Raw genomic sequence first — 12871 nt, forward strand, 5'->3', positions numbered from 1 at the left:
TATATTTAATAGTGTATTACCTTATTTATTAGCTACATAGATGGTGGCTACCCCGCCGAGTGTCTGCGGATAATAAGCCGTATCACGGTAGCCTATTTCATCTAATATTGCCTTGAACTTTTTCCCATAAGGGAAGTGTATTGCCGATTTTGAGAGGTAGCTGTAAGCGGCTTTATCCTTTGAGAACAGCTTGCCTATCAGGGGCATCATATAGTGAGTGTAGAACAAGTAGCCTTGTCGGAAGGGAAAACGCTCAGGCACTGAGGTTTCCAAAACTACAAGTCTGCCTTGGGGTTTGAGCACTCTACGTATTTCGGAGAGTCCTTGGTTGAGGTCTTCGAAGTTGCGCACTCCGAAGCCTACGGTTACCGCATCGAAGGTAGCATCGGCAAAGGGCAGGTGTTCGCTATCGCCTTGCTGCATCTCAATGCGGTCGGTGAGCCCGCGCTTAGCGACCTTCTCCCGCCCCACGGCGAGCATACCCTCTGAGATGTCTAACCCTGTAACTTTTACCCCTTTGATAGCCGTCAGAGCGATTGCCAAATCGCCTGTGCCCGTAGCCACATCAAGCACCTGCGAAGGGTGCACCTCAGCGACTTTCGCCACTACTTTCTTTCGCCATTTAACGTCTGAGCCCCAAGAGATTACGCGGTTAAGCCCGTCGTAAGTTCCTGAAATATTATCGAACATCTCCGTTACCTGCTGCTTCTTGCCTTGCTGCGAATTATCATAGGGTGTTACTACACGCTCAGCCATCGTATGATTGAAATTTTCGGCAAAGGTATACAATTCAGTGCAAGTATGCAAACTAATTGCGATAATTTACAATATTTTTATCATTTTTGTAGAAAATAGGCTTGAAAAAGCGGCGTTTTCACCCCTCTCCGAGGAGATAAAAAAAGGTGGTCACTACGGCATAGTAACCACCTTTTAAGATTATCTACATTAAGTCAACTTATTAGATATATTTTCTACGTTTTTAAAGAAGTGCCGTTTTTAGACAAGTCTAAAAATCACTTGTCTCCATCCGTACTGGTACCGTACTGATACCGTACCTCATCCGTACTGCTGCCGTTAGAAAATTTTACTGATGTGGATTTTCCTCTGAAATTAGTTCTGCGACCACTCGATCTTGCGCGATACGTACATCACCATAGCGAGGATGGTAAACAAGCCGATACTGCCTACCAATAGCGCGTAGTTCTCTAACTGGATAATCACATAGATGAAACCGTACAGGGCTGAAAGTGATAGCCCTATGAAAAGCGGGAACTTCTTGCCTTTGAGTATCGAGACGGAGTAAAGGCTGATCAGTAGCACTACCATCACCGAGGCGATGAGGTACGCCAGCGAGAAGTTGGTGTGTTCGGTAATGGAGATGAGTAGGCTGTAGAAGATAATCAGTGCTAAGCCTATCATCGTGTATTGGAAGATGTGTATCTTTATCTTGCTGATGCTCTGTATGAGGAAGAATATCAGGAAGGTAAGCCCAATAACCAAGAAGCCGTACTTGGTGGCGCGCTCGTTCTGCTGGTATTCATCGACAGGGATAACGAAATCGACATCAAAGGAGTACTCGCTGATGTTGGGCAGACTGCCAAAGGACTGTTGTCCGAAAGCGCGATTGATGTGCAACACACGCCACGAGGCTTCAAAACCATTGGGGGTAATCTTCTTCTGGAAAGGCAAAAAGTGCCCTGTGAAGCTCGGATCAGGCCAGTTGGACTTCATCGTGCTCTCGGTAACCTTCCCTATGGGCACCATACTGATGCGCTTGCTGCCATCGTATTGCACCGTAAAGGAGAAGTCGGGGCGCGAAAGTGCTTCCTTAGCATTGAAGAAGCGGGTTTCAAGCGAGGAGGTAGCGTTGTAGTTGTACTCCTCTCCCGCATACTCCCTATCGCTATTGTCGGTGCGCTCATAGATAGGCTCAAAAGGCAACTCCCTACCTCCGAACTTAATGGCGACATTGTTCTTAACGCTCGAGAGGTTGGTAGTGCGGATGAGGATGGTCGCCTTATCCCACTGTATGTTCTCCTCGGCAATCCCCATTGGCGAGAAGTCGGGAGCGGCGTAACGCCCTGTGAAGTCCATCGTAGCGTTGAACACCACCGACTCGTAGTTATTGCGCTTCTTGGTCTCGGTTTTCACCTTAGAGGTGTTCTGCAAGAGCTCGGGGAAGAAGTAGGCGTACTGCAAGTTATATGTCTTATTCTTAGCGTCGTAAGTGTTGTAGGGCACTTTGAGGATCGGTCCGTAAAAGAAGACCTCTTCGCCCCACTTCTTATTGATTTCCTCAACTACATCGTTCTGGCGGTATTTGCGCTCGCGGACTAAGTCCTGCACGAAGTAGAGCGGAATGAGCAGTATAAGGGTCAGAAACCCAATCATAAGTAAGCGTACAGTGTTGGACTGTAACAGGTTTGCGATAGTTGATTTTTGCGAATCCATTGTATAATTAGTATTAGGGGTCAGTAGCCAGAGATCAGGGATCAGTGATCAGGGACCAAAGATCAGAATAGCACTGGATACTGACGAGTTAAACATTCTTTTTTAGAGGGCAGAGGGCAGAGGGCATAGTGTATAGTGTATAGTTCTCAGTGCTCTGTACTGACACTGTAAAGCACTTTGTATTTCAAAGCATACGCCTAAAAAAAAGAGGCGATACTAATGAGTAGAGAGTAATACTCAGTTCATAGTTCACAGTCCTCATTACTCATTACTCTCTGATTAATGATTTGTTCCAAGGCGTCTATATGTTCTGTAAAGGCGCGTTTACCTTTCTCAGTAGCCTTATACGATGTGTTGGTTTTGCGTCCTACAAAGCTCTTTTCTACGGTGATGTACTGCTCATTCTCAAGTGCACGCGTATGGCTGGCAAGGTTACCATCGGTAACGTCCAACAGCTCCTTGAGCGTATTGAAATCCACACGCTCATTGACCATCAGCACCGACATTATCGCCAGCCGTATACGGTTGTCAAACACCTTATTGATATGTTGAAGAATGGCTTTCATCTTTTTTAGAGGTCAGAAATCAGAGGTCAGAAGTCAGTACATAGTGCTGTGCACTAAGCACTGAGAGCTGTGCACTGATTACTGATTTCTCTCTTCTGATCTCTCATATTTAAAATACATCACCAAGCCGTAGAGGATATGGCATACGCCAAAGCCTACTACCCAGAACTCCAATCCGTAGCCAGCAAAATACACCGAGAGCAAACCGAGTACAATCTCCGTAATGCCGAGGTAATGCACATCGCCAAAGGTGTATTTGCTGACATTCACACACGCCAATCCGTAGAAGATGAGCGTCATCGGGGCAATAAGTCCGTAGTAGCCCGCATTGATGAGCAGCAAGCTCAGTGCCCCACCTGTGAGCAGTGGCAAGGCAAAGTTGTAGACTGCGCGCTTCGAGGTGCTACTCACCAAACGCTCGCCACGTCGCTTAGCCTTCTGATACGAGAAGAAACCCGCTGTCAGCAACGATGCCACCAGCACAATCAGCGCAATGTACATCAAGGCACGGAAAGTAGGACTTTCGACAATCACATAGCGGTAATGAATATAGTGCGTACTGAGAATGCGGTGTGCGAAATACGCACCCACAAGTGCATAAACCCCTGCCAACACCCCCGACAGTCCACTGAAGGACAGGAATTGTGAGGAGCGGCGCATCATCGAGCGTATCTCACGCAGGTCTTGAATATAGTTTTTGTCTTCCATAGTAAAGTGCTTTGCGCTGCAAAGTAACGGCATAATATTTTAACTGCCAAATATTTTTAGCAGTTTTTTCATTATTTAACATTTTTTAAGATTCAGAGAACTGATAACACACTCATTACTAAGTATCTGTAATATCAACCTCTTTGTCTAACTCCAAGGGGCTAACACTACTTCCAAGCCATTGATGGCTTCTGTAATGGGTATTTGACAACCTAAGCGACTGTTTGGCTTTACATTGGAAGCTTCATAAAGCATTGCCTCTTCCTCTGCGGACATCTCTGGGAGGGTAACCTCCTGCTCATTGAGTACATAGCACTGGCAAGAAGCACACATTGCCATCCCACCACAGACCCCTATCTCACCATCTTGGGCAATCTCGTAGGCGCGCATTACTTCCATTAGGCTCATATTCATATCTGTAGGAGCCTCTACCTCATAGAGCAATCCGTCGCGGTCTGTTATTTTTAAGTGTATGTCAGTCATTATTAGATGGATTTCACTACTGCTTTCTCTGCTTCCTTTCGGCTACCGTCGAAGCCATCAACTCCTGCTACGGTAGTGTATTTCAATACATATTTTCGATTGGGGAATAAGCGGTTGTAAACACTCTGACACATTAGGGTAGCCTCGTGGAAACCGCACAAGATGAGCTTGAGCTTCCCTGGATAAGTATTCACATCGCCAATGGCGTATATACCTTCTATATTGGTTTGATAGTCAAGGGCATTGTTTACCTTTATGGCATTCTTTTCAATTTCTAAGCCCCAAGTAGCGATAGGTCCCAGCTTAGGGGTAAGCCCGAAAAGGGGTATGAAGTAATCGGCAGCGATTGTTTCTCGCTCACCGCCGTCTTTTTCTAAGATGAGGTGTTCCAGCTTTTCATCACCAGCAAGCCCTACTACCTCATAAGGTGTTTTGAGGTTTATTTTGCCTGCCTCTTTGAGTGCCTTGACCTTTTCGACTGAGGCTAAGGCTCCACGGAATTCATTGCGGCGATGCACCAAAGTGAGTGAGGCAGCCACCTCAGCCAAATAGATACTCCAATCGAGGGCAGAGTCGCCACCGCCAGCAATCACTACGTGCTTGCCTGCATAGCGTTCAGGTTGTTTTACGAAGTACTCCACCCCTTTATTCTCATAGAACTCAATATTAGTAAGCTCAGGTTTGCGAGGCTCAAAAGTGCCTAAGCCTCCTGCGATAGCCACTGCCTTGCCTTTCACCTGAGTGCCTTTATCAGTGGTTACTACAAAAGTACCATCGTCATTTTTATCAATAGTCATAGCGGTTTCACCTAAGGCAAACTGCGGTTGAAACTGCTTTATTTGCTCCATAAGGTTATCCACCAACTCTGAAGCCTCGACGCTGGGGTAGCCTGGGATATCGAATATTGGTTTTTTAGGATAGAGTTCAACCAGCTGTCCACCTACCTGAGGAAGCGTGTCAATGAGATGGCATTTGAGGCGCAGCAATCCTGCCTCGAAAACGGCAAACAACCCTGTGGGTCCTGCCCCTATGATGATAATATCTGTCTGATGCATTTAGTAATTATTTTGGTGCAAAAGTATGAATACTTTTCGAGTTGACCAAATTGGAAGGCAGATCAGCTGTTTTTCTTTCTCTTATTCTATTAGGTCAATGGCACGAAATTTACGCCTTGCCTTCTCTATTTACCCAATAAAGTACCGCTAATCTTGGTTGGATCTGAGGCTCGCTAACCGTTCCGCTTCCGTTTGCCCTCCGTTCATCACAAAGGAAAATATTACTTCTGTATCAGGTTTAGTATAATTATGATTGCAGAGAAGAACGAGCTTTTTACACTTTTTGTATCTTCATAAAGTCGTATTTTCGTACAATTGTCCCTCTATTCTATAAAGCCTCATCGCTTATTTTCTTAGCGTAGTCGCGGGGAGAGATGCTGTGGAATTTCTTAAAGGCGCGACTGAAATTGGAGAGCTCTTGGTAGCCCAACTGGTAAGCAACTTCTGAGATATTGAGATTGCCTTGTGCGATTAGGCGAGTAGCCTCAGTCATTCGTATTTGCACAATCACATTATAAGGTGTGGTGTTCATAATGGCTTTTACTTTCTTAAAGAGTTGGGTCACACTCATATTAAGTTCGTCGGCAATTGTTTCTATACTGAACTCAGGTTCACTGAGATGTTGCATCACTATCGCGCTGATTTTATCTATAAACTCTTGTTTCCAAGGGTTGTCGGCTAACTTTTCTTTATAAGCATTGATATCGCCAGTGGCATTGTAGAGTTTCCAGAGTTTTTTACGCAAAAGGAGTATATTCTCTATTTTCTTACACAATATCTTTGCTGAGAAGGGTTTGGTGATATAATCCTCAATACCCAAAGTGTAGCCTTCGATGATTTGTTCTTCTTTATCTAAGGAAGTAAGGATGATGATAGGGATATGGTTTGTTTTCTCGCTATTGCGGAGCTCTTTTACCATTGCAATGCCATCCATTTTGGGCATCATAATGTCGGACACGATCAGGTCGGGGATATGAAGCTGAGCCATCGCAAGCCCTTCCTCTCCATCACGGGCGAGAAGTAGCTGAAAATCAGGTGTGAGAACACTTTGGATATAGCTGCGCATATCTTCATTATCTTCCACGATAAGGATCAACTCTTTATCCTGATTTTGAGTTACTTCTAATTCATTAGTAGTAGGCTGGACATCGAACTGCTGCAGGGTAATTGAGTCCTCTCCGTGTAATTGTGGTACCTCTTCGATAGGCAGCAGCACTGTAAAAGTAGACCCTTTATCTACTTGGCTTTCCACCTTAATAAAACCCTTGTGTAGATCGATCAAATCCTTAGTAAATGCCAACCCGAGACCAGACCCTTCATTGCGCATTGCTTTCTGGCGTTCTCCTTGGGAGAAGATGGTAAAGAGGTGTTGCTTTTCTTCCTCAGAAATCCCAATGCCTGTATCGCTAATTTGTATCTGCAAAAAGCGTTTATCTTTCCGCAGTGCGATAGCGATAAGAACCGTTATCTGTCCCCCTTCAGGAGTGTACTGAAAGGCGTTGCCTATGATGTTGTACAGTATCTTATCGAGCTTATCGGCATCGAAAGGCATCCAAAGACTGTGGACAGTGCTTTTCACGGTGTACTGAATGTGCTTTTCGAGCGTGAGATAGGAGAACATCTCACTGACGTTTTTTATAAACTTCACCACATCATCGTATTGCAAGTTGAGCTCTAACTTATTCTTTTCTAACTTTCTGAAATCTAAAAGTTGGTTGATGAGGCGCATTAGTTTTTGGGCATTTCGCAACATCATCGGCATCTTATAGTGATTTTTATGCTGCTCTGAGATATTGTCTTCCTCAACGATCTGAGTGAGAGGACCTATGATGAGCGATAGTGGTGTTTTGAACTCGTGTGAGATGTTGGAGAAAAACTTGGTTTTCATCTTGTTAATCTCGTACAATCTGAGGGTTTCTAACTGTGAAATCTTCAAGTTTTGTTTATCTCTTTCTTTGGAAGTGTAATATTTGACAATCAACACGATAATAGCAATACCCAAGAGCACATAGAGTGTGTAAGCCCAAGGAGTACGCCAAAAGGGCGGGGTAACGGTGAGCTTTATGGTGGTGGGGGGTATCGTTCCAGACGCCGTCGTTATTAGCGGCTTTCACCTTAAAGGTGTACGTACCAGGGTTGAGATTGGTGTAAGTAGCAATGCGCTGAGAGGAGCTGTACGTCCAATCGTTATCGAAGCCCTCAAGCATATAGGCATACTGGTTTTTGGCGGAAGCCTTGTAGTTCAATGCCGAAAAACGGAAGGATATCACCGACTGAGAATGTTTTAGAGTGATGGCAGAAGTCTCGTCGATGAGGCGCGTAAGTACACCCCCTTGCTCTGGGCTAATCGACTTGTTGAAGATCTGAAAGTCGGAGATGACCACTTTAGGAGGCTGCCTATTGATAGTAAGGCTCTGAGGGTAGAAAGTGTTAAGCCCTTCCTTGCCCCCTATGAGCAGCTCGCCATCCTTTGCTTGTGAAAAAGCACCGAGCTGGAAGCCTGCACTCTGCAAACCGTCGTACTCGTTAAAGGTCTGGAACTTTTTCTCACTTATATTGTAGCGCAATACTGCCGAAGGCGTACTCATCCAGAGGTTGCCTTTACCATCCTCGGCTAAGCCAAAGATTGGGTCGCCATAAGCCGCATCGGTACGACGGAGAAGCTCAAACTTCTCCGTTTTCTTATCAAAGCGATGTAGCCCTTCCTTGGTGCCTATCCAGAGGTTGCCTTTGTGATCTTCGAGAATAGCGGTAATAAAGTCATTAGAGAGTGTATTGGGGTCGTTTTCCTTAGCGGTATAGACCTTTTTCAGTCGGAGGTCTCTAGTATAGCGCTTCAGTCCGCGTTCACTACCGATCCAGAGCTGCATCTCTTGGTCGCGGTAGATAACACGCGTTTTATCCTCAGGGTAGATGATGTTCTTACTCTCAAAAAGCGGCTTGAAGGTTTGGGTGGTAGGGTTGTAATTGACGGCACCTAACTCGGTGGCGAGCCAGAGCGAGTTATCCCAATCAAGGGTAATGTTGTAGAGATTGTGGTAGGCGTAATTTGTACCCGTAGGTGGAGGAATGTCAATCTGTGTAAACGTTTGTGTGAGCGGGTTGTACTTTATAAGCTGGTTAGAATAATTGCCAATCCAGATATTACCCTCAGCGTCTTCGCATATTGCTTGGTATAGGGAAGTGTTTTTATTGTAAAGGCGATTGCTATAAGTGATGATCGTCTTTCTATCTGGAGCTATTTTATGAAAACTATTGAGCCCTCCAACCCAAAGATTGTGTTTACTGTCCTTGAACACAGAAAGCACTTGTTTTTCAGCGAAAGATCCTTTGATTTTCAGCGACTTAAACTGTGTGGAAGTGGGGCTAAAATAGTATACCCCTGAAGTAACACTTAACCACATTAGCCCAGCGTTATCGGTATAGGTGTATTTTAGATTTTCACCCGTGAGGTGTGAGGTTTCTAAGGTAGTGATACTACCGTTCTTTTTATTCAAGAGCCTTAGTCCTGTGCTGGTTACAATCCACAGATTGCCTTTGCCATCATCGGAGACAGCGCGCACACTGAGATTATCTTCGCAATTAGCTGCTATCTTGCAGAGGTCGTAATGCTTATAGGACTTACTTTGCTCATCAAGACTATACAAGCCTCCGTGTGCCGATACCACCCATATACGTTTGTCTTTATCCTTATATAGGCTAAAGATATGCTTACAGAGCTCTTTATCGGGCTTTTGAGCAGCCCAATAAGGGTGTAGTGAAAACTTTTTATGCTTCTTATCAAAACAATAAACACCACCTCCCCACGAGCTAAGCACAAACATATCGCCCACTGTGATGATGCCTGTAAGAGCGTTGTTCAAGTGTTGTGAAGTATGTTGATCCTGCACTTCGTAATGTACAAATTGCTCGGTGACAGGGTTAAGCATATCCAAACCTCCTCTATCTACTGCAATCCAGATCATCCCGTGCTCGTCCTCAACGACACCTGCTACGTCATTATAGCTTAATCCATTGCCATTTTTCTTTTTATAAGTTTTGAAAGCTCCTGTCTGCAAGTTCAGTTTGCACAATCCGTCGCCTTTTAAGCCTATCCAAAGGTTGTGGCGACTGTCCTCAAATAAACAGCGTATAGAATTGCCCCCAATGGTGTTCGCCACTTGTGGGTTGTACTTATAGACTGTGAGGTCATTTCCATCGAACTTGTTCAAGCCGTCATCAGTGCCTATCCATATAAAACCTTTGCTATCTTGCAAAATACTGGTAACCTCACTGCTGGAAAGACCGTTGCGGGTTGTAAGCTGGGTAAAGTAAGCCAGCTCTTGTGTCCATAATGGGAAAGAGAAAGTTAGAAAGTATAGCAAAAGTAGCTTCTTCATAGTGCTCATTAAAAAAAGAGCAACAAAGGTAAGGCTTTTTCTGCCAATAGAGAAAAGCACTTCCTTTGTTGCAAAATTAGTGAATGATAGAAATAAGGAAAACCGTAATGAGAACCATTTTATTTATTATCTTGCTCTTGGAATTATTGAGAATTTATAACTGTACGAAGCGTCGTCAAGTATGTACTCTTTGTGTACACGTGGAGTCCAACTATCATCACCTCCTAAACCCATCTGTGCTTTGTCGATGTGCAGATAGGTAGCCTCACCTCTTGGGAGCTCCTGGGTCTCTTTTGACTTATTCAGAGCTGTATCACTGTAATTCTGAGCGTTGAAGTTAAACAATTCATCAGAGAAGACAAGTAGCTCTGCTTTATCCGAGAGAAGCTTGAGCCAACGGGTGTCAGATCGGTTACCATTCTCAGAGGGCATTACATAAGGGAAGAACATATCTTTAACCTCTTTTTTGTGAATTCCTACAAAGGCAGCTTCTTTTCTATCGTCATACGATTCAAAAGGGCCTTTGCCATACCATTCTACCTTATCAAAGGCTTTATCAAGAGCCATTTGCAGCCCGACTCTTGCCAATGGAGGAAGTTCCTTAGGAACAGTGAAATCCTGTTGTATTTCTATTAGCCCATTGCCATTCACCAGGTAAGTTGCCCTTTGAATGATAGTGCCACTGGCGGTTTTTAGTTGGTTCTCAGCGACAACCTTCACTTGAGTTTCTCCTATCTTAAAGGCTTGTAAACTGACAGGGATAAGGGTTGTTTTATCCAAGCCTGCCTTACGCCAACGAGCTGCATAGGAACGCTCAAAGCCCCCTTCATCATTATCGGTAGGCACTCGCCAGAAAGAAGAAATAAGAGGGGCTACCATCAGCTCTTTACCTCCGTAAGTGAGGCTATTAAGGCTGCCGTTGGTTTTGCTAAATCGGGCGGTAAAGTTATCGCCTATAAGCTCTACATCGCCTTTGTCGTTTAGGTGAATAGGCTTAGAGGCTGGCAATGCTACCCATTTTGTTGAAATACTATTCGGGAAAGCTATCTGCTCACTGCCTACTTCAAAATCCTTGTCTGCCCAAAGAGTTGCTTTCTTGGTCTTGAACTGGAAGTTCATAAAATACTCATTGCCATTTTTTACAAGTTCTTGCTTAAAAGGAATCGTAATCGCCCTTTGTGATTGAGGGGCAAGGCTGAGTTGCTCCATTGTGCCTAAATCTATCTGTTTTCCATTCTCAAGGAGTTGCCAAGTGAGGTATATATCCTCAGCCCCTACAAAGTAATTGCTATTGGAGATAAGTACTAAGCCCGTGTTGATATCTATATCTTTGACATTAAAGTATTGGTATACTTTTTTTAACTCGTGCATCTCAGGTTGTGGAGTGCCTTCAGCATTGACGAGTCCGTCATTAACGTTGGCTTTATCAATATAGTTGATAATATTCCAGAACTCTTTTCCATCCTTATTCTTCATTCGGATGGCTTGATCTTTGAAGTCCCACGTAAAGCCTCCTTGGTAGCGTACATCACTATTAAACAAATCCCAATACTTACGAAAGTTTCCTAAGCTATTCCCCATTGAATGAGCGTATTCACACACAATCACAGGGCGAGCTGTATCGCTGTGGAACAAGTCGTTAATCTGAGTAAGACGGGTGTACATATTGGATATAATATCGTAGTGTGAGAGCACGTTGGCGTAGGCAGGAATCTTTGACTCGTAATGCACAGGACGCTTCTGAGGGTCAAGGGCTTTCATAGCCTTATAAGCTGCATCAAAGTTCTTACCCCAGACTGATTCATTACCCATTGACCAGAAGATAATAGAAGGGTGGTTCTTATCACGAGCTACCATATTGACATTGCGCTCCACGATATTCTGCTGCCACTCAGGGCGCTCGCCTGTGTAGTAGCCTCCCTCCCAGAGACCGTGGCTCTCAATATTAGCCTCATCCATCACATAAAGCCCATAAACATCGCAGAGTGTATACCACTCAGGGGTATTGGGGTAATGTGAAGTACGCACGGCATTGATATTGTGGGTTTTCATTATCACAATATCCTTTATCATATCCTCGCGGGTTACGGTTCGCCCATTGCGCATATCAAACTCGTGGCGGTTTACCCCTTTAATCTTGATAGGTTTGCCATTTACAAGTAGAAGCGCATTTTTTATCTCCACTTTGCGGAACCCTACATTCTGCGTAAGAGCCTGCAGTGGTTTACCGTCGGAGGTGAGCAATTCCATCCCAAGTTTGTAAAGGTTAGGCGTTTCAGCTGTCCATTTTAGGGGGTTCTTCAAAGAAAATACAGCATCTATATGCTGTTCACCCTGTGCTTTGAGGTTGGCGATAGGGAGCTTCTCAGTGGTTACCACCCTACCTTCAGTATCTTTTAGAGTAGCTTGTAGAGAGAGATTTTCTTCGTTTTTATTAGCCAAGTTCTGCACATCTACCTCGACCTTGAGTGTTGCATCCTTGTACTGGCTATCTAAGTCGGGAGTTACGGTAAAATCGCGCATACGTACCTTGGGAGTTGCAAAGAGGTATACATCGCGATAGATACCACTCAGCCGCCAGAAGTCCTGATCCTCAAGGTAAGTTCCATCTGACCAATTGAAGACTTGTACGATCATCTCGTTGTCGCCCGCTTTCAGATGGGGAGTAAGGTCAAACTCCGCTGGCAGCATACCGTCCTCGTGATAGCCTACTTTCTTGCCATTGATGTACAGATACATCGCTGACTGTACTCCTGCAAAATGGATAAAAACCTCCTGCCCTGTCCATTGAGAAGGCAGTGAAAAGCTGGTTTTGTAAATCCCAACAGGACCATAATCCTTAGGTATAAAGGGTGGATTAGCCTTAAAAGGATACTGCACGTTGGTAAAGACGGGGGGATCATACTTATTGCTTTGTAATTGCCAGTTCGAAGGCACCTTTATCACGTCCCACTGCTTGATAGCCCCTGCATAGAACTTTGAAGGCACTTTTGAAGGGTGTTTAAAGTAAGCAAATTGCCAACCACCATTGAGGAGCTTTACTTGCGAAGAGCTTCCGAGGTCGTTCTTCTCCCAATTGGTACGCTCAAAAGGCACATAATAGCTGTGGTTCTTCTCGGTGTTGATAGCACTTACCGAGAGGTTTTCCCAATCGTGCTTCTGTGCATAACCCAAAGAGCTCAACAGTGCAAAAATAAATAGTAATAAGGTAGTATATATTCTCATAACA

The 12871-nt window shown here is 44.5% G+C and carries 7 protein-coding genes and 1 pseudogene; all 8 read right to left on the reverse strand.

The features are described 5' to 3' along the window. Nucleotides 1-21 precede the first annotated feature (21 nt). The 8 genes and pseudogenes from ubiE to lacZ all read right to left on the reverse strand — a co-directional run bounded on the left by ubiE (nucleotide 22) and on the right by lacZ (nucleotide 12867). Complete coding sequence (gene ubiE, locus AXF12_RS10750; RefSeq protein WP_066431046.1) at nucleotides 22-756, reverse strand: bifunctional demethylmenaquinone methyltransferase/2-methoxy-6-polyprenyl-1,4-benzoquinol methylase UbiE; 735 nt, start codon at nucleotides 754-756, stop codon at nucleotides 22-24. Between the two features lie 354 nt (nucleotides 757-1110). Further along, a complete protein-coding gene (gene creD / locus AXF12_RS10755) occupies nucleotides 1111-2451 on the reverse strand; it encodes a cell envelope integrity protein CreD (RefSeq protein ID WP_066431047.1) in 1341 nt (446 codons plus the stop codon). Between the two features lie 242 nt (nucleotides 2452-2693). After that, nucleotides 2694-3017: a winged helix-turn-helix domain-containing protein gene (locus AXF12_RS10760; RefSeq protein ID WP_066431049.1), complete on the reverse strand. Its 324-nt coding sequence runs from the start codon at nucleotides 3015-3017 to the stop codon at nucleotides 2694-2696. 78 nt (nucleotides 3018-3095) lie between these two features. Continuing rightward, nucleotides 3096-3725, reverse strand: coding sequence for a hypothetical protein (locus AXF12_RS10765; RefSeq protein WP_066431051.1), 630 nt, complete (start codon nucleotides 3723-3725; stop codon nucleotides 3096-3098). A 147-nt stretch (nucleotides 3726-3872) separates the two neighbouring features. Next, nucleotides 3873-4208 carry a 2Fe-2S iron-sulfur cluster-binding family protein gene (locus tag AXF12_RS10770; protein WP_066431054.1) on the reverse strand — a complete coding sequence of 112 codons (336 nt, stop codon included), beginning with the start codon at nucleotides 4206-4208 and terminating at the stop codon, nucleotides 3873-3875. 2 nt (nucleotides 4209-4210) lie between these two features. Next, the gene (locus AXF12_RS10775) at nucleotides 4211-5263 is read right to left on the reverse strand and encodes an NAD(P)/FAD-dependent oxidoreductase (protein WP_066431057.1); all 1053 of its coding nucleotides are present in this window, start codon (nucleotides 5261-5263) and stop codon (nucleotides 4211-4213) included. A gap of 328 nt (nucleotides 5264-5591) precedes the next feature. Continuing rightward, a pseudogene (locus AXF12_RS10780) lies at nucleotides 5592-9642 on the reverse strand (hybrid sensor histidine kinase/response regulator transcription factor). A gap of 126 nt (nucleotides 9643-9768) precedes the next feature. Then, nucleotides 9769-12867 (reverse strand): beta-galactosidase, LacZ type, encoded by a 3099-nt coding sequence (lacZ, locus tag AXF12_RS10785; RefSeq protein WP_066431064.1) that lies wholly within the window; start codon nucleotides 12865-12867, stop codon nucleotides 9769-9771. Nucleotides 12868-12871 lie beyond the last annotated feature (4 nt).

Source organism: Capnocytophaga haemolytica, assembly GCF_001553545.1.
In the GTDB taxonomy this organism is placed as follows: Bacteria; Bacteroidota; Bacteroidia; order Flavobacteriales; family Flavobacteriaceae; genus Capnocytophaga; species Capnocytophaga haemolytica.

Excerpts from the sequence above, each read along its gene's own strand:
- AXF12_RS10760 (WP_066431049.1), bottom strand. The coding sequence starts at position 3,017 with ATGAAAGCCATTCTTCAACATATCAATAAGGTGTTTGACAACCGTATA.
- creD (WP_066431047.1), bottom strand. The coding sequence starts at position 2,451 with ATGGATTCGCAAAAATCAACTATCGCAAACCTGTTACAGTCCAACACT.
- AXF12_RS10765 (WP_066431051.1), bottom strand. The coding sequence starts at position 3,725 with ATGGAAGACAAAAACTATATTCAAGACCTGCGTGAGATACGCTCGATG.
- ubiE (WP_066431046.1), bottom strand. The coding sequence starts at position 756 with ATGGCTGAGCGTGTAGTAACACCCTATGATAATTCGCAGCAAGGCAAG.
- AXF12_RS10770 (WP_066431054.1), bottom strand. The coding sequence starts at position 4,208 with ATGACTGACATACACTTAAAAATAACAGACCGCGACGGATTGCTCTAT.
- AXF12_RS10775 (WP_066431057.1), bottom strand. The coding sequence starts at position 5,263 with ATGCATCAGACAGATATTATCATCATAGGGGCAGGACCCACAGGGTTG.
- lacZ (WP_066431064.1), bottom strand. The coding sequence starts at position 12,867 with ATGAGAATATATACTACCTTATTACTATTTATTTTTGCACTGTTGAGC.